General features: G+C 40.9%; 21 protein-coding genes. All 21 read left to right on the top strand.

Annotated elements, in window-relative coordinates:
• Positions 1-8 precede the first annotated feature (8 nt).
• Positions 9-1847, top strand: a complete 1839-nt coding sequence (locus HMPREF2685_RS00880) for an MFS transporter (RefSeq protein ID WP_070464697.1) — start codon at positions 9-11, stop codon at positions 1845-1847.
• Between the two features lie 122 nt (positions 1848-1969).
• A complete protein-coding gene (gene nrdD, locus HMPREF2685_RS00875) occupies positions 1970-4180 on the top strand; it encodes an anaerobic ribonucleoside-triphosphate reductase (protein ID WP_070464845.1) in 2211 nt (736 codons plus the stop codon).
• Positions 4181-4191: 11 nt separating this feature from the next.
• Positions 4192-4332 (top strand): hypothetical protein, encoded by a 141-nt coding sequence (locus tag HMPREF2685_RS10375; RefSeq protein WP_003002079.1) that lies wholly within the window; start codon positions 4192-4194, stop codon positions 4330-4332.
• 320 nt (positions 4333-4652) lie between these two features.
• Entirely contained in the window at positions 4653-5153 is a 501-nt protein-coding gene (locus HMPREF2685_RS00870; protein WP_023919877.1) for a GNAT family N-acetyltransferase, read from the top strand.
• Positions 5154-5157: 4 nt separating this feature from the next.
• Positions 5158-5763 (top strand): anaerobic ribonucleoside-triphosphate reductase activating protein, encoded by a 606-nt coding sequence (gene nrdG, locus HMPREF2685_RS00865; RefSeq protein ID WP_070464694.1) that lies wholly within the window; start codon positions 5158-5160, stop codon positions 5761-5763.
• 187 nt (positions 5764-5950) lie between these two features.
• Entirely contained in the window at positions 5951-7420 is a 1470-nt protein-coding gene (locus HMPREF2685_RS00860) for an LCP family glycopolymer transferase CpsA (protein ID WP_070464691.1), read from the top strand.
• The gene (gene cps4B / locus HMPREF2685_RS00855; RefSeq protein ID WP_070464689.1) at positions 7417-8148 is read left to right on the top strand and encodes a capsular polysaccharide biosynthesis protein Cps4B; all 732 of its coding nucleotides are present in this window, start codon (positions 7417-7419) and stop codon (positions 8146-8148) included. The genes HMPREF2685_RS00860 and cps4B overlap by 4 nt, the downstream gene beginning before the upstream one ends.
• Before the next feature lie 44 nt (positions 8149-8192).
• Positions 8193-8888, top strand: coding sequence for a Wzz/FepE/Etk N-terminal domain-containing protein (locus HMPREF2685_RS00850; protein WP_023919869.1), 696 nt, complete (start codon positions 8193-8195; stop codon positions 8886-8888).
• 12 nt (positions 8889-8900) lie between these two features.
• The gene (locus HMPREF2685_RS00845; RefSeq protein WP_023919867.1) at positions 8901-9593 is read left to right on the top strand and encodes a tyrosine-protein kinase; all 693 of its coding nucleotides are present in this window, start codon (positions 8901-8903) and stop codon (positions 9591-9593) included.
• A 19-nt stretch (positions 9594-9612) separates the two neighbouring features.
• Positions 9613-10989: a sugar transferase gene (locus HMPREF2685_RS00840; protein WP_070464688.1), complete on the top strand. Its 1377-nt coding sequence runs from the start codon at positions 9613-9615 to the stop codon at positions 10987-10989.
• 38 nt (positions 10990-11027) lie between these two features.
• The gene (cps2T, locus tag HMPREF2685_RS00835; protein WP_061455837.1) at positions 11028-12200 is read left to right on the top strand and encodes a beta 1-4 rhamnosyltransferase Cps2T; all 1173 of its coding nucleotides are present in this window, start codon (positions 11028-11030) and stop codon (positions 12198-12200) included.
• Between the two features lie 2 nt (positions 12201-12202).
• A complete protein-coding gene (locus HMPREF2685_RS00830) occupies positions 12203-13351 on the top strand; it encodes a glycosyltransferase family 4 protein (protein WP_070464686.1) in 1149 nt (382 codons plus the stop codon).
• A 1-nt stretch (position 13352) separates the two neighbouring features.
• Positions 13353-13994: a DUF1919 domain-containing protein gene (locus HMPREF2685_RS00825; protein ID WP_070464684.1), complete on the top strand. Its 642-nt coding sequence runs from the start codon at positions 13353-13355 to the stop codon at positions 13992-13994.
• On the top strand, positions 13991-14962 hold the full coding sequence (locus HMPREF2685_RS00820; protein WP_070464679.1) for a DUF6625 family protein: 972 nt from the start codon (positions 13991-13993) through the stop codon (positions 14960-14962). The genes HMPREF2685_RS00825 and HMPREF2685_RS00820 overlap by 4 nt, the downstream gene beginning before the upstream one ends.
• On the top strand, positions 14955-16025 hold the full coding sequence (locus HMPREF2685_RS00815) for a glycosyltransferase family 2 protein (RefSeq protein ID WP_070464677.1): 1071 nt from the start codon (positions 14955-14957) through the stop codon (positions 16023-16025). The genes HMPREF2685_RS00820 and HMPREF2685_RS00815 overlap by 8 nt, the downstream gene beginning before the upstream one ends.
• Positions 16026-16057: 32 nt before the next feature.
• The gene (locus HMPREF2685_RS00810) at positions 16058-17206 is read left to right on the top strand and encodes a hypothetical protein (RefSeq protein WP_049474183.1); all 1149 of its coding nucleotides are present in this window, start codon (positions 16058-16060) and stop codon (positions 17204-17206) included.
• Positions 17207-17208: 2 nt separating this feature from the next.
• Complete coding sequence (locus tag HMPREF2685_RS00805; RefSeq protein WP_070464842.1) at positions 17209-18624, top strand: flippase; 1416 nt, start codon at positions 17209-17211, stop codon at positions 18622-18624.
• A gap of 10 nt (positions 18625-18634) precedes the next feature.
• Positions 18635-19735, top strand: a complete 1101-nt coding sequence (gene glf / locus HMPREF2685_RS00800) for a UDP-galactopyranose mutase (protein WP_070464674.1) — start codon at positions 18635-18637, stop codon at positions 19733-19735.
• On the top strand, positions 19732-20724 hold the full coding sequence (locus HMPREF2685_RS00795) for a Stealth CR1 domain-containing protein (RefSeq protein ID WP_070464672.1): 993 nt from the start codon (positions 19732-19734) through the stop codon (positions 20722-20724). The genes glf and HMPREF2685_RS00795 overlap by 4 nt, the downstream gene beginning before the upstream one ends.
• 10 nt (positions 20725-20734) lie before the next feature.
• Positions 20735-21787, top strand: a complete 1053-nt coding sequence (locus tag HMPREF2685_RS00790; protein WP_070464669.1) for a glycosyltransferase — start codon at positions 20735-20737, stop codon at positions 21785-21787.
• A 145-nt stretch (positions 21788-21932) separates the two neighbouring features.
• Positions 21933-23615, top strand: a 1683-nt coding sequence (locus HMPREF2685_RS00785; protein ID WP_186821431.1) for a GBS Bsp-like repeat-containing protein, incomplete at its 3' end; no start/stop codon positions are given.

The following is a 23615-nucleotide window of genomic DNA, read 5'->3' as shown; positions in this document are numbered from 1 at the left end:
GAAAAAGAATGAGCGAAAAAGAGCAAGAAATGACTTCGAAAAAATTAGGGATTCATGTGGGAGATAGTTTCCAGGATACACGTGAAATTCGCGAAGTGCTGGATAAATCGATTTTTCGTGAAGAAGAACCGACTCATAGCCAGCAGGCAGAAGTCTTGGAGGAGCCGGTTGCAATGGAGGTATCAGAGTCCATTAGTGATACCAAGCCAGAAGCAGTAGCAGAACCTACACAAGAATCGGAACAGGAAGCGGAGCAAACGCTCAGTCGGATGAGTCGTCGTTCCCGTAAGGCGGGAGTTGAAGCGACAAAAGCGGAAGCATCTAAGGTAGAAGAGGATACGGAAGAGCTAGAAGCAGATGTGGCAGTTGAGCAGATCCGTCGTCAATCCAAGCGTCCAGTGCCCCTAGCGATTCCTTTTGTATTGAGTCTCTTGATTAGTTTGCTGCATGTCGGGGTCCCATTTTTGACCCGTTTTGCAACCGATCAGCAATCTCAAAACTTGTATGCTGGCTGGGCAATGACCAAAGGTCAAGTCCCGTTTGGTGATTTTTACGGAACCAATGGTCTTCTCTATTATGCGATCAACTGGTTGGGAAGTTTAGCTGGTGGACATTGGATCTTGATGATCCTCCAAGCGATTGCCCTCTTCTTTGCGGGTACTTATCTCTATCGGGTTGTGCGCCTGTTGGTGTCTGATAAAGATACAGCGAAGAATGTCCAGCTACTCTTTTATTTCTTGGTGCTAGGCCTTGGTTTTGGAGGGACTTATGTGACCTTGTTTAGCCTTCCAATCCTATTTGCCAGCATGAATTTCATTTTGGCTTATCTGATTGGGCATCGTAAGGACGAAGGCTTTATCCTTTACGGTGCGATTGCGGCCGTGGCTTTCTTGATTGATCCGATGACCAGTGCCCTGTTTTATTTATTGGCCTTCCTTGGTTTAACAGCCTTTAATATCAAGCAGAAGAGATGGGCGCGTGGTTTTTATCAACTGTTGGCAGCTCTCCTTGGTTTTTCACTCGTCTTTTATCCAATTGGCTATATCACCGTTTTGAATCAGACTTTTGGTTATGCCATTAACCAAGTGACCTATGTCTTTAATGCCTTGAATTTTAGCAATGGACAGACCTTCAGTAATGCCATTTATTATGGACTGTTGGCGCTCGCCTTTGGTCTGGTCTCTGCCTTTTTGATGTCCTTTACGAAGCAAAATAGCAGTGCTCGCCGGATCTTCCGCTTTATGGGATGGGCAGGTAGCTTGGTGGTCCTCATCGTGTCGATTGGTCTTCCTGAACAGGGAGCTTACCAATTGTTACCGATGTTGCCATTTGTTCTTCCTTTGTTTGCGATCTGGTTCTCACGAGGGATTGAAGCGAACGACGAGATCGAGCGTCGTGGCCGTAAGAAGAAAAACAAGGAAGTTTGGGCCGCTTACTTTACGAGCCAAGTTTTCTTACCGCTAGTAGCCCTTGTCTATCTGTTGGCGAATCCAGTGGTTCAAGATGTCGTGCTTCAGTCTGGTCAATCGAGTGAACGGAGCGCTATTGCCAGCTACATTAAACATCACACCAAGTCGCAAGATACCATCTATGCTTGGGATACGACAGCTACTCTCTATCAAGAAAGCGATCGTTTGGCAGCTTCTGCCTTATTGACCCCAACGTCTTATCTGGGAATTAATGAAAATCGGACCAATGTGATCCAACAAATCGATCGGTCTGAACCCAAGTATATTGTGGTCAACAATCAGGTAGAATTGACCTCCAATATGAAGGACTTGCTCAAAGAAAATTATCATCTCGTTGAGAAGAAATACCGTCATTTCAAACTCTATCAACGCTCTTAAGAAAATCAATATCTTGTGCTTTAGAAAGTTTTTTATAAAATTTTCCACAAGATATTGATTTTTATTTTTGGAGTGGTATAATACAACTTGTATGTAAATAAATGAAGAGAGGCATGTTTGGTATGATCACCTTGAGAGAAGAAAAACTGAGAATGGCCCCGGATATTTTTGTTGAAAAACGAGATGGCCGTCGTGTTCCATTCGATGTTGAAAAAATTTATAAAGCCTTGTTGAAGGCAACAGAAGAAGTGACTTCTCTCACTCCCGTGATGGAAGCCAAACTAGAAGCCATTGTCGATCGTGTGATCGCAGAGATTTTGGAACGTTTTCCAAATGGCGTGAAGATCTATGAGATTCAAAATGTCGTCGAGCATGAATTGCTTCAAGCTAATGAATATGCGATTGCAGAGAGCTACATTACTTATCGCACCCAGCGTGATTTTGAGCGCTCAAAAGCGACGGATATCAACTTTACGATTGGCAAACTCCTCAATAAGGACCAAGCCGTCGTGAATGAAAACGCCAACAAGGACAGTGATGTCTTTAACACGCAACGGGACTTGACAGCAGGGATTGTTGGTAAGTCTATTGGTCTCAAAATGTTGCCCAAACACGTAGCCAATGCCCACCAAAAAGGGGATATCCACTACCATGATTTGGACTATAGCCCTTATACACCGATGACTAACTGCTGTTTGATCGATTTTGAAGGCATGCTCAGAAATGGCTTTAAGATTGGGAATGCAGAAGTAGAAAGTCCTAAATCCATCCAAACTGCAACGGCTCAAATTTCGCAGATTATTGCCAATGTAGCCTCTAGTCAGTACGGGGGCTGTTCAGCTGACCGGATCGATGAGGTCCTGGCCCCTTATGCAGAAAAGAACTACCAAAAACACTTGGCAGATGCCAAAGAGTGGGTGCTTCCTGAAAAGCAAGAGGACTATGCTTGGAGCAAGACTCAAAAAGATATCTATGATGCCATGCAATCGCTGGAATATGAGATCAATACCCTCTTTACGTCAAATGGGCAAACTCCCTTTACTTCGCTTGGCTTTGGTCTTGGAACCAATCGCTTCGAGCGGGAAATCCAAAAGGCGATTTTGGAAATCAGAATCAAGGGACTTGGATCGGAACATCGGACCGCTATCTTTCCAAAACTGATCTTTACCCTCAAGCGGGGGCTCAACCTAGAACCTGGAACCCCTAACTATGATATCAAGCAATTGGCCTTGGAATGTGCGACGAAGCGCATGTATCCAGACGTTTTGTCTTATGACAAGATTGTCGAGTTGACAGGTTCCTTCAAGGTGCCGATGGGATGTCGTTCTTTCCTTCAAGGTTGGAAGGATGAGAATGGCGTAGAAGTCAATTCTGGCCGAATGAACCTAGGGGTTGTGACAGTCAATTTACCTCGGATTGCCTTGGAATCTGGCGGAGACAAGGAGAAGTTCTGGCAAATCTTTAATGAACGGATGAACATCGCTGAAGATGCCTTGGTTTACCGGATGGAACGCACCAAAGAAGCGACACCAGCCAATGCGCCGATTCTCTACCAATATGGGGCTTTTGGGAAACGCTTGGGCAAGTACGATCAGGTAGATCAGCTCTTCCGTCATCGCAGAGCAACCGTTTCTCTTGGCTATATCGGACTCTATGAAGTCGCAACCGTCTTTTATGGTCCAAATTGGGAACACAATCCAGAAGCCAAACAATTCACGATCGATATCATCAAGGATATGAAAGCGCGCGTGGAAGAATGGTCTGATCAGTATGATTACCACTTCTCTATCTATTCGACACCATCAGAAAGCTTGACAGACCGCTTCTGTCGCCTGGATACGGAGAAATTTGGTAAGGTTCCGGATATCACAGACAAGGAATACTACACCAATAGTTTCCACTACGATGTTCGTAAAAACCCAACGCCGTTTGAGAAGTTGGATTTTGAAAAAGTTTATCCTGAAGCTGGGGCTTCTGGTGGCTTTATCCACTATTGTGAATACCCTGTTCTCCAACAAAATCCAAAAGCCCTTGAAGCGGTTTGGGATTATGCCTATGACCGGGTCGGTTATCTGGGAACCAATACGCCGATTGACCGTTGTTACAAGTGTGATTTTGAGGGAGACTTCACGCCGACTGAGCGCGGATTTGCTTGTCCAAACTGTGGCAATAGCGATCCGAAAACGGTTGATGTGGTCAAACGGACCTGTGGTTATCTAGGAAACCCGCAAGCTCGTCCCATGGTCAATGGCCGTCATAAGGAAATCGCTGCACGTGTCAAACACATGAATGGATCCACGATCAAATCAGCTGGACACCAAGTGACAGATTAGAAAAGGACATTATGGGAAAATACCAATTAGATGATAAGGGCAAGGCTCAGGTTCAACGATTCCACGAAAAGCATTCAAAGGGTGGAATCAATAAAAAAGACCGAGTAGCCAGCCTGAGAGAACAATTTTTAAATAAGAACAAGAAAAAATAAAGGTGAGAATTCTCGCTTCATATTGAAGATGGAATTCTCTTTTGAGACTTCCTTGGGTGGGGTACGGACGTCAGCGAACTTCTACGAAGTTCCATGACTAATTATTGAGCCTAGGGTCTCAATAATTCCGGATGCCTGAAACTTGTTGGTTTCAGGCATTTTTCCCACGGCGGAAAGTCTCAGTAGATTCTTGAAAAAGTTTAATAAATAAGCGTCATCTTATTGATTCAGTATTTATTAACTCATTTTATTAAAAATGATTGTTTATGTTGTAAAGTGAGAGTCCGCTCTCGCTTTTCTCGTATGGGGGGGAGGTAAAGATGGAATTACGTAGACCAACTTTAGCAGATAAAGAAACCATTCTAAACATGATGGCAGAGTTCGAAGAGACCCAGTCGGCCCACGACGGCGGCTTTTGGGATGCTGAGAACTTTGATTATGAGGAGTGGCTAGAAACTAACCTTAATAAAGAAATGGGAATAAACTTGCCTGAAAATCGCGTTCCATCAATTCAGTTCGTATTGTTTGATGAATCAGGTCATGCTTTAGGTTTTTTGAATCTACGGCTGAGACTAAACGAGGGATTGCTGAATTATGCTGGTCATATCGGCTACTCCATCCGTCCTTCTGAAAGGGGAAAAGGTTATGCCAAGGAAGCTCTCCATCAAGGTCTGCAAGTGGCTAAAGAAAAGAACATCCATCGTGCTCTGGTAACTTGTAGCACGGAAAATCCGGCCAGTCGAGCGGTTATCTTAGCTAATGGCGGTCAATTTGAAGATGTTCGAAATGGAACGGAGCGTTATTGGATAGAAGTGGAGTAGAAGGATGACATGGAATACACCTAAACCAGGCGAATGGAAGAGTGAGGAACTGAGTCAAGGGCGCATCATTGACTATAAGGCTTTTAACTTTGTCGATGGCGAAGGAGTCCGCAACTCCCTTTATGTGGCCGGCTGCATGTTTCACTGTGAGGGCTGTTACAATGTAGCGACCTGGTCTTTCAAGGCGGGTATCCCCTACACCAAAGAGTTGGAAGAACAGATTATGGCAGATCTTGCCCAGCCTTATGTTCAAGGTTTGACCCTACTTGGGGGGGAACCCTTTCTTAATACCGGCATCCTTCTGCCCTTGGTCAAGCGCGTGAGAAAAGAGTTGCCCGACAAAGATATCTGGTCATGGACGGGCTACACTTGGGAAGAAATGATGTTAGAAACGCCTGATAAACTGGAGCTCTTGTCGCTGATTGATATCTTGGTCGATGGACGGTATGATAAGAGCAAACGCAACCTCATGTTGCAGTTTCGTGGGTCTTCCAACCAGCGGATTATTGATGTTCAAAAATCATTGAAAGAAGGAAAGGTTGTCATCTGGCACAAGCTCAATGATGGCAAGGAAAGTTTTGAGCAAGTCAAGCGGGATGATCTTTTGTAGGATCTTCAAAAACCGGGTGTTTCACCCGGTTTTTTTGGATTCTCTGCATAAGTATACAAGGGATTTTGCTTATTTTAGAAAGCGCTTACTTCCCAAATGTCCATAACGGACAAAAAAGTGATAATTAATGCATTTTTTGCTAAAAATATGTTACAATAAATATGATTAGGACTAATTGGAGGTATTTATGTCACAAAGGAGACGGAGTCGTCGTTCAGAGCATAAGTGGGGGCAATTGCGAATCGTTAATTCCGTATTGCTTATTTTTTTGCTTATGACCGTGAGTTGGGCGACCTATACCATGTTGGCCAATAACATCTTGGCTTTTCGCTATGTCAATGTTCTCGTGATTGCACTACTAGCTCTTCTCTTGCTCTTGTCAGCTTGGTTTGTGATCAAAAACCAGGCCAAAAAGACAACGTTGGTCCTGCTTCTTTTCGGCTTATTGGCTAGTTCAGGAGTATTGTTTGCTAGTCAACAGCTTTTGAATCTGACCAGCAACGTCAATGGTCACTCTAACTATACAGAGTTTGAGATGGCTGTCTATGTCAAGAAAGACAGTGACATCAAAGATATCAAAGAAATCAAGGAAGTGGTGGCACCAAAGGGCAACAATAATGAAGCCAATCTCACGGCCCTCTTGGACAACATCAAAAAGACCAAGGGTCAGGAAATTTCTGTAGTGGATGCACCGACTTATCTAGATGCCTATAAGAGCCTGCAAGAAGGGAATGCTTCTGCTATGGTGCTCAACAGTACTTTTGAAGATACCATCGCTGCAGAAGATGCGGACTATGCGAAGAAGTTGAAGAAAATCTATTCCTACAAGATTCGAAAAGAAGTGGCAGCGACGAGCAAGGTGTCTGCCAATGCGGATGTCTTTAACATCTATGTCAGCGGGATCGATACCTATGGCCCAGTAACTTCGGTTTCTCGATCAGATGTCAATATCATCATGACCGTCAATCGGAAGACCAAGCAAGTTCTATTGACAACGACGCCGCGGGATGCCTATGTACCGATTGCAGATGGTGGTAACAACCAAAATGATAAGTTGACCCATGCGGGGATCTACGGTGTGGATGCTTCCATTCATACCCTTGAGAATCTCTATGATATCAAGCTCAACTACTATGTTCGTCTCAATTTCACCTCCTTCCTCAAGTTGATTGACCTTCTAGGGGGAATCGATGTGGAAAATGACCAAGAATTCACGAGCCTGCACGGGAAGTTCCATTTCCCAGTTGGTAAAGTCCATTTGAATTCAGAGCAAGCGCTTGGTTTTGTTCGAGAACGCTACTCTCTTCAAGGCGGCGACAATGACCGTGGAAAAAACCAAGAAAAAGTCATTGCGGCCATTATCAAAAAGTTGACCTCTACCAAGGTCTTAAGCAACTACAATGAGATTATCGGAAACCTCCAAGATTCTGTCCAAACCAATATGCAGTTGCCGACTATGATGAACTTGATCAATACCCAGTTAGAAACGGGTGGTTCTTATGAGGTGACTTCTCAAGCGATTACCGGTCAAGGACGAAATGACTTGCCGTCTTATGCTATGCCTGGTTACAACCTCTATGTCATGGAGTTGGATCAAGCCAGCTTGACCAAGGCTAAGGAAACCATTCAAAAAGTAATGGAAGGAAAAGAAAAATGATTGATATCCACTCGCACATCGTCTTTGATGTGGATGATGGACCAAAGACAAGAGAAGATACACGCGCCTTATTGGAAGAAAGCTATCACCAAGGGGTACGGACCATTATCTCCACTTCTCATCGTCGCAAGGGAATGTTTGAAACTCCCGAAGAAAAGATTTCTGAAAATTTTCAAGAAGTGAAAAAAATTGCGGCAGAGGTCGCGCCAGATTTAACGATTCATTACGGGGCAGAGATCTACTTTACCAATGATGTCTTGAAAAAACTGGAAGAAAAGATCATTCCACGTTTGGCAGAGACGCGCTTTGCACTAATTGAATTCAGCATGGGAACGCCTTACAAGGAGATTCATACGGCCTTGGACCGTTTGCTCCATCTAGGTGTGACACCGGTGGTGGCCCATATTGAGCGCTACAAGTGCTTGGAGAAAAATGAGGAGCGCGTGCAAGAGATGATTGACATGGGCTGCTACATGCAGATCAATAGTTCCAGCGTTCTCAAGCCTCGCCTATTTGGGGATGAGCAAAAACAACTGAAAAAACGAGCTCGGTACTTCTTAGAAAAAGACTTGGTGCACTTTGTGGCCAGTGATATGCACAATGTAGATAAACGGCCGCCTTATATGGCAGAAGCCTATCGCTTGATCAAGGAAGAATACGGAGAACAACGAGCACAAGCTCTCTTTGTCAGCAATCAAGAACTCTTGTTAGCGGATGAATTAATCTAACCAGGAAACAGGTGGAGAGATCCACATGAAGGAGTAATTAGGAAATGAACAATCAAGAAAATCAAGCAGTGGAAATTGATGTTTTCGCTATGCTGAAGACCCTATGGAAACGCAAGTTTTCGATCGTTTTGGTCGCTCTTGTCTTTGCCATTGCAGCATTTGGCTACAGTGCCTTTTTAGCCAAGAAAGAATACCAAAGTACTAGCCGGATCTATGTGGTCAGTCGTCAAAACCAAGACAACAATGCCTTGACAAACTCTGATTTGCAGGCGGGTTCTTACTTGGTTAAGGACTACCGTGAAATCATTCTTTCTCAAAATGTCTTGAGTCAAGCCATCGAAGAATTGAAACTCGATATGACACCTGCTGAGTTGTCGAAAAAGATCAGTGTATCCGTTCCTACAGATACTCGTATCCTTTCGATCACGGCTAAGGACGGAAATCCAAAAGAGGCAGCTCGTATTGCCAATGGCCTTCGGAATGTAGCAGCTGAAAAGATCATTGCTGTGACCAAGGTGTCAGATGTTACGACCTTGGATGAAGCAGAAGTGCCTCAATCACCTTCTTCACCAAATATCCGACGCAATGTCCTTCTTGGCTTCATTGCTGGAGCAGGCCTCATGGTGGTTCTCATGGTCGTAGTAGAAGTCTTGGACGATCGTGTCAAGAGACCAGAAGATATCGAAGAGTTGATGGGCTTAACCTTACTTGGTATTGTGCCAGATATTAAGAAACTGTAGACTGGGGATCGCATGAATACGTTAGAAATTTCAAAAAATAAATTACAAGAAATTCGGAAGGCAGAAGAATACTTCAATGCCCTTGCGACGAATATCCAATTGAGTGGGGTGGACTTAAAAGTCATCGCTATCTCATCTGTTCAAGAAAATGAAGGGAAATCAACCACTTCAACCAACTTGGCCGTTGCCTTTGCGCGTGCGGGTTACAAGACCCTTTTGGTAGACTGTGACATCCGGAACTCTGTCATGACAGGGGTTTTCCGTAGCCGGGATAAGATCCAAGGCTTGACCGACTTCTTATCTGGTCGTAGCCAATTGGACCAAATCTTGTATGCGACTGATTTTCCAAATTTGGATATCATCGAGTCTGGACAGGTAGCGCCAAACCCAACAGGTCTCTTGCAAAGCAAGAACTTCACTGTGATGATGGATGCCTTGCGTGAGCATTTTGACTACATCATTGTCGATACGCCTCCAATCGGGGTCGTGATTGATGCGGCCATTATCGCCCAACGCTGTGATGGAACTGTCTTGATCACAGAATCTGGTGCCAATGGACGCAAGGCTGTCCAAAAGGCTAAGGAACAATTAGAACAAACAGGCACCCCTTTCTTAGGAGTCGTGCTCAATAAATTTAACATTAAAGCTGCTGAGTATGGTTCATACGGTGGATATGGATCTTACGGAGAGTACGGGAAAAAGTAAAGAATAGGATCGAGGGAAAATGGGAGAAGAAAGAATCGAACTGGAAAAATTAAATATTGTTCTCTTTCAAAGTTTAGCTGTCCTATTTTCGGCTTACATTGTGAGTCTTTTTAAGGATGCAGAATACACGTCGCAGACAATTGCCATTCTCTATCTCTTGCATTTTGTATCCTTTTACATTAGCAATATTGCCTATCGTTTTTATAGCAGAGGCTATCTAGATGAGCTCTTTCAGGTCTTGAAATACAATGTATTTTTCGCTGTTGGGATCACCTTTACCTCTTTTATGCTCGATGGGGTCTTTTCCATCTCTCGTCGGGGGATGATCTACTTCTTTCTTTTCAATACGTTTTCCGTCTATATCATGGATCTCTTGCTCAAGAGATACCGGAAGTCTGTTTCGCCACGACGGAAAAGTTCGCGAAAGATTTTCTTGATCACAGCGACCAGTCGGATGGAAAAGGTATTTGATATTCTGCATTCACCTAGCCTCTATCATGGGGAACTGATTGGTGTCACTGTCATGGATGATACGGATTTTACCCATTCGGGTGTACGGGTGGTGCAGCCGGATCAAATGATGAACTTTGTGACCAAGGAAGTGGTGGATGAAGTGTTTATCAATCTGCCAAGTGAGGACTACAATATTAGTGATTTCGTCTCGGAGTTTGAGAGTATGGGGATCGATGTATCGGTCAATCTCAATGCCTTTAACTTCGCTTCCTTGGGCAATAAACGGGTTCGAGAAGTCGGGGGACTAAGTGTCGTCACTTTCTCAACCAATTTCTATAAACCAAGTCACGTCTTTGCTAAACGTCTCTTAGATGTTGTAGGCGCCCTCTTTGGTCTCTTGATTTGTGGACTAGTGAGTATCGTTTTGGTCCCTCTAATCCGCAAAGATGGTGGACCTGCTTTCTTTGTACAGAAGCGGGTCGGAAAGAACGGACGGTATTTTAACTTCTATAAATTCCGCTCTATGCGCGTGGATGCCGAAGAGATTAAAAAAGATCTGATGGCGCAAAATACCATGACTGGTGGGATGTTTAAGATGGAAAACGATCCACGGGTAACACCAATCGGACGCTTTATCCGTAAGACCAGTCTGGATGAATTGCCACAATTTTACAATGTTCTGATCGGCGATATGAGTCTAGTCGGAACTCGTCCTCCAACGGTAGACGAATACCAAGACTATACGCCAGCCCAAAAACGCCGCCTCAGCTTCAAGCCCGGGATTACAGGCATTTGGCAAGTGAGCGGACGCAGTGAGATTACAGATTTTGACGAAGTGGTCAAACTCGACGTTGCATACATGGATGGTTGGACGATCTGGAGAGATATTCAGATCCTGCTCAAGACCGTGAAGGTTGTACTTAGAAAAGAAGGAGCGAAGTAGGAAAATGCCTACTTCGTCCTTTCCATGTTAGGAGAAAAATGACACAATCAATTTATATCGTTGGTTCCAAAGGGATTCCAGCAAAATATGGTGGTTTTGAGACCTTTGTTGAAAAGTTGACAGAATTCCAACAAGATAAAGATATCCAGTATTATGTAGCTTGTATGCGGGAGAATTCAGCCAAATCAGGGATTACTGCAGATACTTTTGAACATAACGGTGCAATTTGCTACAACATTGATGTCCCTAATATTGGTCCTGCACGTGCCATTGCTTACGATATTGCAGCACTTAATAAGGCGATTGAAATCGCAAAGGAAAACAAGGACCAGGCACCAATCTTTTATGTCTTGGCTTGTCGGATTGGTCCCTTTATTTCAAGGATAAAAAAGAAAATCAAGGCTATCGGAGGAACTCTGATGGTCAATCCGGATGGTCATGAGTGGCTTCGTGCCAAGTGGAGTCTTCCAGTCCGCAAGTATTGGAAGTTTTCTGAGCAACTCATGGTCAAACATGCTGATCTTTTGATTTGTGATAGTAAGAACATCGAAGCTTATATTCAGAAGGATTATGCTAAGTATCAGCCACAGACGACCTATATTGCTTATGGAACCGATACAAGCAAGTCTATCCTGAGTAAAGAAGACGAGAAAGTACGGACTTGGTTTGCAGATAAGCAAGTTACTGAAGGAGATTACTACCTTGTCGTGGGACGTTTTGTACCGGAAAACAACTATGAGGCCATGATTCGTGGCTTTATGCAGTCAAACTCCCAAAAAGATTTTGTTCTAATTACCAATGTAGAACAAAACAAGTTCTATGAACAGTTGCGTAAAGATACAGGATTTGATCAAGATCCTCGAGTGAAGTTTGTCGGGACGGTCTATGATCAAGAATTGCTCAAATACATCCGTGAGAATGCCTTTGCTTACTTCCATGGTCATGAAGTAGGTGGTACCAATCCATCCCTTCTTGAGGCTCTTGAGTCTACTAAGCTCAATCTCTTGTTGGATGTTGGCTTTAACCGTGAAGTCGGTGAAGATGGGGCGCTCTATTGGAAGAAAGATCAATTGGCACATGTCATCGATCAGGCTGAACAAATGGATACTCAAGCAATCGAAGATCTCAATCAAAAATCAAGTCAACGGATTGCTGAAGCCTTTACTTGGGAAAAAATTGTTACAGACTACGAGAAAGTATTTAAAGGATAGAAATGCAGAAAATTTTATATCTTCACGCTGGTGCCGAAATGTATGGTGCTGACAAGGTTTTGTTGGAGCTTATTAAGGGTTTGGATAAAGATGCTTTTGAAGCACACGTTATTTTACCCAATGACGGTGTCTTAGTGGGTGCTTTAGAAGAGGTCGGTGCTGAGGTTAAAGTTATTGATTACCCAATTTTGCGCCGGAAATATTTTAATCCAAAAGGCATTCTTGAGTACTTTGGCTCCTATAACCGTTACTCCAAACAAATTGCTCAGTATGCTAAGGAGAATGGCATTACTCTTATTCACAATAATACGACTGCGGTACTTGAGGGGATTTATCTTAAACGTAAGTTGAAATTACCTTTGATTTGGCATGTGCATGAAATTATCGTCAAACCAAAAGCAATCTCTGATTTCATCAACTTTTTGATGGGGCGCTATGCGGATACGATTGTGACAGTTTCAAATGCTGTTGCTAATCATGTCAAGCAGTCTCGTTTTGTAAAAGATGACCAAGTTCAAGTCATCTATAATGGTGTTGACAATGCTGTTTATCAGGTGATGGATGCTAGTGCGGTCCGTGATCAGTTTGGTATCGCCCAGGATGCTTTGGTGATCGGAATGGTTGGTCGAGTGAATGCTTGGAAAGGTCAAGGCGACTTCCTAGAAGCTGTGACGCCAATCTTACAGGCTAATCCAAAAGCAGTAGCCTTTTTGGCAGGAAGTGCATTTGAAGGTGAAGAGTGGCGCGTGGAGGAGTTGGAGAAGGCTATATCAGACTCACCAGTAGCTGGACAAATCAAGCGAATTGACTATTATAGCAAGACAACAGAACTCTATAATATGTTTGATATCTTTGTCTTGCCAAGTACCAATCCAGATCCACTACCAACAGTCGTACTAGAAGCGATGGCTTGTGGTAAACCTGTAGTCGGTTACCGTCATGGTGGTGTCTGTGAAATGGTTAAGGAAGGCGAAAACGGCCTTCTTGCCACACCAAATCAACCTTCTGAATTATCCAAGGCTATTCAAGAATTGGCTGAGAACACTGAGAAGAGAGAACAATTTGGAAAGGCATCTGTTAAACGCCAAAAAGAACTATTCTCATTACAAAGTTATATTCGGAATTTTTCGGAGTTGTATAAGAACTATTAAGATGAATACTGAAACAATTAAGAACAAGTTAAAACCAATCGTTTATCCAATCATTAACTTTATTCCTCGGCGAAGACTCAAGAATAAGAATTTCACGATTATTTGTGATAATTGTTGGGCAGGAAAAGTTTATCAAGAATTGGGTTTGCCTTACCAAACGCCATTTGTAGGGATGTTTATCTTTTCACCTGATTACATTAAGATGCTTAAGAATTTAAAACATTATTTGAGCGGAAACATCCCTTTGAAATTTGTTAAGGAATCAAAATATATCAAAGACTTTGATAATGCCTATCCTCTAGCACTCCTTGATGATATTGAACTTCATTTCTTGCATTATGCAGATGAAGAAGAAGCTACTAAAAAATGGAATCGTCGTTTGAAGAGAATGCATTGGGATAATTTGTATTTCAAGTTCAATGACAATGATGCTTGTACTTATGAGCTGATGAAAGAGTTTGAAGAGCTTCCATACAAGAGTAAGGTGATTTTCTCTTCAAAGAATTATAGTGACCTACCTTCATTGGTCCACTTTAAATCAGCTGAAAAGCAAGGACACGTTGGCATCGATTTGAAAACGTACCACCGTTATTTTAATGCTGTTACTTGGTTGAATAAGGGTGGAGAGGATCTAACTAAATGAAAAGAATAAGACTTATTATTCCATATTTCGGAAGACTTCCAAAATTTTTCCCATATTTTTTGTTGACCGCCAAACGTAATCAAAAGATTGATTTCTTAATTTATACGGATCAAAATATTGACCAATTGGAAATTTTGAACGCTGAGAATATTGAATTTAAGACTCTTTCGTTTGATGATTTAAGAAAAAAAGTACAGTCTAAATTTGATTTTGAAATTTCTCTCAAAACACCTTATAAATTATGTGACTATAAAGTTGCTTATGGGTTTATCTTTGAAGAGGAGTTGAAGGGATACGACTACTGGGGATTTTGTGATACAGACGTCTTACTTGGTGATATTTATCAATTTCTGGAAGAACATAGCTTTTTTGAGAATGACTATGCTCGATATGGTCTTTTAGGTCATCTTCAAATTTTTAAGAATTCAAGAGAAGTTAATCGTGTTTTTATGTCTGGGCAAGGTTCATACTATCGATTAGATTATCACAATGTCTATACTAGTGAACAAAATTTTATTTTTGATGAGGCAGAAGGCATCCAAAAGCTTTTTGAAAAATGTCATTTCAAACAACTGCAAGATAAGTTTTTTGATGATATTGATATTAGTCATTTCTCATTTAGGGAATATGGTGAAAATGAACCGAAACGCTATTATTTTTGGTCAGAGGAAAATGGTTTGGAATCGATAAATTTAATCGATGGTGATATAGTGGTTAAGCGTCCTCTATATGCACATTTCCAAAAGAGGATGATTAAATGTCCTGAGTTTAAATTGGTTGATTCATTTTATGTTATACCAAATCAATTAGTTATTGGAGAGAAAATTTCTAAGCAAGAGCTAGTAGAGGTAACAAGAAATAAATTCTATTGGGAATATATTAGATCAACAATGTTAAAGAAATTAAAAAAAGAAAAATGGACACTAGAATTTATTCGTCATAAATTAAGGATGAAGAGTAATGAATAATATAGATTTGAGTATTATTGTTCCAGTATTTAATGTTGAAGGTTATTTAAAAAGAGCCCTAGATTCCATACTTATGCAATCGTCGCCAATCAATTATGAAATTGTGTTAATTGATGACGGTTCAAGTGATAATAGCGGTGCGATTTGTGATAAGTATCAAAATAATTTTTCTAACGTTTGTGTTAGGCATATTGAAAATAACGGAGTGTCAGAAGCTAGGAACTTAGGTATTTCTTTGTCGAGAGGTAATTATTTATTTTTTATGGATCCTGACGACTTCGTATCTGAGGATTTCTTTGAAAAAATATTTCCTAACCTCAATGATAAATGGGATGTTCTTTGTTTTGGCTACAACGAAATTAAAGAAAATAAGGACACTATTTTGTCTTGTCGCCCTCATTTGTATACGCATTGTGGTCTTCTTGGAAAGAATGAATTTAGAAATCAATTTATAGAGTTATTCAAAACTGATATGATGTATAATGTTTGGTCAAGAATCTATAACAAGTCATTTATTTTAAAACACGATATTCAGTTTCCTAGTAAACCAATAGGAGAGGATACTTCATTCAATTTTCAAGTTTATCGACATTTAGATAACATTCTTTTTATTGAATCGACTCTTTATAATTATATTGCTGGTAGAAGCGGTTCAGCATTGACCAGTTTTCATCCTAGAAGAATCGAAATACAATTAGATGAACTTCAAGCATTGCAAAAATTACTTGAAAAGTTCCAAATAGAAGATGCCACATTAATTCAAGAAATTAAGACAAAAATTATTGTAAGTGCAGCCTTTCAAATTTCTAATTTAAATGCGAGAAGGAAAGAAAAGATAGAATTACTGCAATCTATTATTACTAATAAAGCTTTTGATCATATTTTTTCAGGAAATAGGAATCAAATGATTGGGTCTTATAAGACCTTATTAAGACAGCGAGATATTTCTTCTTTTCTTAGAAGATTGAGTATTGATCTTCTCACCCAAAAAAAATTTCGGACAGTCATCTTTATTGAAAAAATGAAAATGAATCCAATTTTACGTAAAATTGCTTTTAAATAGGTGTAGCTATTTTATTAAGAGAAAAAGGGATTATGTTAAAAATTAAGTTTGAGAACCTTTTGGTTATTCTAGTATTGACTCTCATTGTTGGGTACGATACTCTTATGACAACAATGTTAAACAGAATAATCCCAAACCTTCCGGTTGTTTTATTAATCTGTTTTTCATTATTATTATGTTTTAGATTTTTGTATATAAAAAAATTCACGTTCTTTTATATCTTAACTGCTATTTTATTACTACTAACAAGTTCTATCGTATTCATGCATACGGGCGGGACTAATTTCCTACTTTATTCATTATTGATTTTGTTATTATATGATGCAGATATTGATGTTATCTTAAAAACATACGTTATTGTGTCAGGAACGATAGTGTTCGGAGTGTTCTTACTTTCAATTCTGGGAGTTATTCCTAATTTACAATTTGCTCAGGTCCGTTCGTCTGGCCTTGTGATTAGAAATTCCTTTGGTTTCATTTATCCAACTGACTTTGCGTCTCACTGTTTTTATTTATTTATTGCTTGGGGATATGTACTACGGAAAAGGTTCATCATACTACGAACCTTGGTAGGTATTAGTTTAGCATTTTTTATCATCAAATTTTGTGATGCTAGGTTAAATGCCCTTTCTGTACTTGTAGCAACTTTCATTTTTATTGTTATGTATGTTACTAAAGAAAGAAAATTTAAAATTTATGGGATCCTACCTTATTTTGCAGCTATATTTTCTTTCTTAATGTTTTACTTATCGTACTTCTTTACCTGGTCTTCTTCATTATTTGTGAGTTTGAACAACTTATTCAGTATGAGGTTATTTTTAGGGAAAAATGCAATAGAGACCTATGGATTACATTTGTTTGGAGCAACCGGGGTTAAGTTTATAGGATATGGTGGCACAACAGAATCAGTATACAGTTATAACTATGTAGATTCCTCTTATATTCAAATGTTATTTTACTACGGAGTTGTTCCTGTAGTATTACTGGTATTGATTTATGTACTTGCATCAAAGAGAATTTATAAACAGGGTATGTTCCTATTCTTAGCTTTATTATCGCTTATTACAATTAATTGTATGATAGAAGCTTTTTGGATAAGACCAGGATATAATATTTTTATTTTTACACTTTTTGCTAGCCTTGTGCCAGTTCAATACAAAATAAAAGATAGAATTGAATGATCATGAAAGTTCTTAAAAATTACGCCTATAATCTCTCCTACCAGTTACTGGTGATTATCTTGCCGATTATCACCACCCCTTATGTGACGCGGGTCTTTAGTTCAAATGACTTGGGGACCTATGGCTATTTCAACTCCATTGTTACTTATTTTCTCCTTTTGGCGACGCTAGGAGTGGCTAATTATGGAACTAAGGAGATTTCAGGACACCGAAAAGACATCCAAAAGAATTTCTGGGGGATTTATACTCTCCAGTTGGGGGCTACGATTTTATCTCTTGCCCTCTATGTTCTTTTGTGTGTAACTCTATCTTCTATGCAAAATCCTGTCGCTTATATCTTAGGACTTAGCTTGATTTCTAAGGGACTCGACATTTCCTGGCTCTTTCAGGGATTAGAGGATTTCCGTAAGATTACGATTCGGAATATCACGGTCAAACTGGTTGGAGTCACCTCCATCTTCTTGTTTGTCAAATCTGCCAATGATCTGTATCTCTATGTATTCTTATTAACGATCTTTGAGCTTTTAGGTCAGCTCAGTATGTGGCTACCCGCTCGTGAATTTATTGGGAAAGCACATTTTGATTTAGCTTATGCACGGGTGCATTTAAAACCGGTCATTCTGCTCTTTTTACCGCAGATTGCCATTTCCTTGTATGTCACTTTGGACCGAACCATGCTGGGGGCTCTCGCATCTACAAAGGATGTAGGGATCTATGACCAGGCCTTAAAATTGGTCAATATTTTGTTAACCTTGGTGACTTCACTGGGGAGTGTCATGTTGCCTCGGGTATCGAGCCTCTTATCCTCAGGGGACCACAAAGCGGTTAACAAGATGCATCAAATGTCCTTTTTGATTTATAATTTGGTCATTTTCCCGATTATTGCCGGCATGCTGATTGTCAATGATGATTTTGTTCAATTCTTCCTAGGGAAGGATTTCCAGGATGCACGTTATGCCATTGCCATCATGATTTTTAGAATGTTCTTTATCGGATGGACCAATATCATGGGGATTCAAATTCTAATCCCTCATAATAAAAATAAAGAATTTATGATTTCGACAACTGTTCCTGCCATTGTCAGTGTCGGATTGAACCTCATCTTCCTACCAAAACTGGGCTTTATTGGAGCTTCGATTGTTTCAGTGTTGACAGAAGCTTTGGTATGGGGGATTCAACTCTACTTCACACGAACGTATCTTAAAGAAGTGCCGATTATGGGCTCAATGATGAAGATTGTGTTCGCTTCAGGCCTCATGTATGGTCTTTTGCTACTAGTCAAGTCCATCGTCCACCTTTCGCCGACGCTGAATGTCGTTCTGTATGCTGGCCTAGGTGGGGTCATCTATGGGACCTTGATTTTGCTCCTCAAAGTAGTGAATGTGAAAGAGTTGAAACAGCAATTAATAAAAAAATAGGGAGACAACTATGTACGATTATCTGATTGTTGGTGCTGGTCTATCGGGGGCAATTTTTGCTCATGAGGCAACCAAGCGTGGCAAAAAAGTAAAAGTGATTGATAAACGGGACCACATTGGTGGCAATATCTATTGTGAAGAAGTTGAAGGAATCAATGTTCACAAGTACGGTGCCCACATTTTCCATACCTCAAACAAAAAGGTTTGGGATTATGTCAACCAATTTGCTGAATTTAACAACTATATCAATTCACCGGTAGCTAATTACAAGGGTAGCCTCTACAATCTTCCCTTCAACATGAATACCTTTTATGCCATGTGGGGAACCAAGACTCCTCAAGAAGTCAAAGACAAGATTGCAGAGCAAACGGCGGATATGAAAGATGTTGAGCCCAAGAACCTTGAAGAACAGGCCATCAAGTTGATTGGTCCAGATATCTATGAAAAGTTGATCAAGGGCTATACGGAGAAGCAATGGGGACGTTCTGCAACAGACCTTCCACCCTTTATCATCAAGCGCCTCCCAGTGCGTTTGACTTTTGATAATAACTACTTTAACGACCGTTACCAAGGGATTCCAATCGGTGGTTACAATGTCATTATCGAAAATATGCTGGGCGATGTAGAAGTAGAACTTGGGGTTGATTTCTTTGCCAATCGTGAAGAACTGGAAAGCTCTGCTGAAAAAGTTGTCTTCACAGGGATGATTGATCAGTACTTTGACTACAAGCATGGGGAGTTGGAATACCGCAGCCTTCGGTTCGAACACGAGATCTTGGATGAGGAAAATCATCAGGGTAATGCTGTGGTCAACTACACCGAGCGTGAAATTCCTTATACTCGGATCATTGAGCACAAGCACTTCGAGTATGGGACTCAACCGAAGACGGTGATTACCCGTGAATACCCAGCTGATTGGAAACGAGGCGATGAGCCCTACTATCCAATCAATGATGAAAAGAACAATGCCATGTTTGCTAAGTACCAAGAAGAAGCTGAGAAAAATGACAAGGTCATCTTCTGTGGACGCCTAGCAGACTATAAATACTACGATATGCATGTGGTTATTGAGCGTGCTCTAGAAGTCGTTGAGAAAGAATTTATTAAATGACACAAGAAAAAATTGATATCGTGGTTCTTTGGGTCGACGGAAGTGATACTGAGTTTATCCGCGAGAAACAAGTCGTGACAGGTCAAATGTCAAAAATAGACCAAGAAATCGACGGAGAGCAACGTTATCGTGATTACGGTATTTTTAATTACTGGTTTCGAATGATTGAAAAGCATGCTCCTTGGGTGAATAATGTTTATCTAATTACCAACGGGCAAAAGCCTGACTGGTTAAATTTGGAGCATCCAAAACTTAAGTTGATCACTCATAGGGAATTTATGCCTGAAGCTTACCTTCCTTCATATAATTCAGCAGCAATTGAGCTAAATCTTCATCGTATTGAGGGCTTATCAGAACATTTTATCTACTTCAATGATGATATGTTCATGATAAAGGATACTCAACCTTCTGATTTTTATAAAAATGGGCACCCCAAGCTTTTAGCAGTATACGATGCTTTAGTTCCATGGTCACCATTTACAAATACTTATCACAATAATGTTGAGTTGATTTATCGCCATTTTCCTAATAAGAAGGCTATGAAATCCTCTCCTTGGAAATTTTTTAATTTTCGTTATGGTTCCTTGGTTTTGAAAAACTTGTTACTCTTACCATGGGGACCGACGGGTTATGTGAATCAGCATTTGCCTGTACCGATGAAGAAGAGTACTTTGTCACATTTGTGGGACATCGAAGGTGAAACTTTGGATAGAACATCCAGAAATAAGATTAGAGATTATGGGGTAGATGTCAATCAATACGTTTGTTCTAACTGGCAAATTGAAAGTAATCAGTTTTATCCTATGTCTAAAAATTTCGGAGAAACAATTGGTTTAAATCAAGTGGATAAGCTGGAATCTATCTTTAAAGATAGACGTAAAAAACTGCTTTGTGTCAATGATGATGGGGACTTTAGGGAAGAAAACATCATTCATTTCAAGCAAATTTTAAATGAATATTATCCTAAAAAATCAACGTATGAAAAATGAGAAGTAAAAGATGAAATACTATTTAAAAGAAGAATTTTTACACGACAATAATGCTAAAAATGCGGGAAATAAAGCACGTAATGACGTTGAAGCCATTTTAAATAAATTAGGTTATTCTCCTTTGAAAGTTTTGGTGGATGACTGGTATCAAATGAATGTTCTTAGGGCACAAATTCATAAATATAGAGCTCTCTTTAGAGCTTTCAAAGACCTAAAGAAAAATGATGAGATCATAATTCAATTTCCTTTGTTACATCATTCTTTGTTTCTTAACCATTTACTAAAAAAACTTAAAAACAGGGGTACGGACGTCTATTTTTTAGTTCATGATTTGGAAACACTGCGTTTTGTGAATGATAAAACCTTACCATTTAGAATGAAGTTACGGATGAAACTAACTGAAAGTGATACGTTCCGTAGTGTTACAGGAATTATTGCTCACAACCCGGTTATGAAATCTGTTTTAGTGGATAAGGGGGTTGTAGAAGATAAGATTGTCAGCCTTGGTATTTTTGACTATTTGATTCCAGATTTTCAAGAAAAAAGTGGCCAAACAAAAGACCAGCCGATAATTGTGGCAGGTAATTTGGCCAAGGAAAAAGCTGGTTATCTTTATACTCTTCCAGAAGCACCGTCTTATAACCTTTATGGTGTTGGCTTTGATGAGAGTAGAGCGCTTGCAAATGAAACCTACTTTGGTTCCTTCCTACCGGATGAACTTCCTGCAGCCCTTGAGGGCGGTTTTGGTCTGGTCTGGGATGGAGATAGCGTTGAGACCTGTAGTGGCTTTTTTGGAGAATACCTCCGTTACAACAACTCCCACAAGGCGTCGCTTTATCTAGCATCGGGCTTCCCGCTTGTCGTGTGGAAACAGTCAGCCTTGTCTCATTTTGTGCTTGAGAAGGGCTGCGGGATTGCAGTAGAGTCTCTCCATGATTTGAAGGAGACAATCGACAATCTTTCAGATGCTGATTACCAAGACTTGGTGGACAATGCCAAGCGTGTCGGTCAGGAAATCCGAGAGGGTCACTACTTAAAGACGGCCTTAAATCATTTAGCATAAGATCAAAAGAAGTCAGACGGACTTCTTTTTTTAGTTTTTCAAAAAAATGTCACTAATTTTAAAAATTTGTCATTTAAAACTTTTCATTGCTGAAACCGTGTGGTAAAATGATTAACGTATAAAATTTGTATAAAGGGAAGTTGATATGAAAAAGAAAGATCTGATTTTTTATGCCGGAGCGGCAGTCTTGATGGCTGTATCTGCTCAGGGAGTCAGTGCAGATGAGCTGGTTTCAAACGAGGCCGCTACTACTGAAGGCAACCAAGTCCAAGCTGAAAAAGCGCCAGAAGTAGCCGTTGCTGAAAAGTCGGTAACACCTGTCGCAAGCAACTATGCAGCACCAGCAAATGTGACCGAACCAGCTGTGGTACCTGTAAGCAAGACCACTGCTTCAGAAAGTGTGACCCCATCTGTAGAGAAGACTACGGAAGCATCGACTACTGAGAAAGAAGAAACTCCTCTTCCGTCTGATACAGGAAGGACGACCTTCTTTAACACAGGTGCTCACGCTCCTGCTGGTCGCTCGACGGATGTGGCCGTTCAACCAAAATCATTCGTTGATGTGAGTAGCCACAACGGAGATATTAGTATTGGCGACTACCGTACCCTAGCTAATAAGGGCGTGGGTGGTGTCGTTGTCAAATTGACAGAAGATACTTGGTACAAGAACCCGAATGCGGAGAACCAAATTCGCAATGCGCAAGCAGCTGGTCTGCAAGTATCGACCTACCACTTCTCTCGCTATACTTCTGAAGAAGCAGCGCGTGCAGAAGCACGGTTCTATATCGCAGCGGCGCAACGCTTGAATCTTCCAAAGAACACCCTCATGGTCAATGACTTTGAGGATGCCAAGATGCAGTCAAACATCAACCGCACCACCCAAGCTTGGGCTGACGAAATGCGTAAAAATGGCTACACCAACTTGATGTTCTACACCAGTGCCAGCTGGTTGGATGAAAACAATCTTCGCAAGAAAGGTCCAGTCAACACCGCTCAATTTGGCCTTCAGAATTTCTGGGTTGCGCAATATCCTTCTCCAAAACTGTCTGTAAACGATGCGAAAAGCTTGCGTTACAATGGGAAAGCTGGCGCTTGGCAGTTCACTTCTCAAGCGGAATTGCTTCCAGGGAAACACCTCTTTGACCACAGTGTGGACTATACAGGTCGCTTTACAGCGAACGCAAAACCCGCAGCTGACCCGACAGAAGGCAGCTTAAGTGGGAAAATTGACATTGTCAATAACGATACCATGGCGGGACGCTTTGACGTTGTCATCTCAAATGTTAAGGCGCCAAATGGAGTTCGAACAGTTTCTGTACCAATCTGGTCAGAAACAGGTGGTCAAGATGACCTTGTTTGGTACACAGCCAACCGTCAAGCAAATGGGACCTATACCGTCAATGTAAAAGCAGCGGACCATAAAAACTCAACCGGTCTTTACAATGTCCACCTTTACTATGTTCAAAACAATGGGCAATTGACAGGTGTTGGCGGAACCTCGACTCAAGTATTCATTAGTAAGGCACCTGAGCAGTTAAAACCTAAAGCAAGTTTTACTATTGAAAATAATAATGCTAAATCAGGGACTTTCGACGCTGTGATCACTAATATCACAGCACCACTAGGTATTAAGGAAGTTTTAGTCCCATCATGGAGTCTAGAAAATGGACAAGATGATCTTATCTGGCACAAGGCAACTAAGCAAACTGATGGTAGCTATCGCGTAACGATTAAGGCAAGTGAGCATAAGGGCGATAAAGGAAACTATCGTGCCGATGCTTACATCGTCGACAACTCTAACAATCGTCATTATATTTCTGAAAAAGTA

Origin of the sequence: Streptococcus sp. HMSC074F05 (assembly GCF_001808725.1) — a bacterium.
GTDB lineage: Bacteria > Bacillota > Bacilli > Lactobacillales > Streptococcaceae > Streptococcus > Streptococcus parasanguinis_I.
The sequence above is the reverse complement of the archived record's forward strand: the minus strand, read 5'-3'. Positions and strand labels throughout refer to the sequence as shown.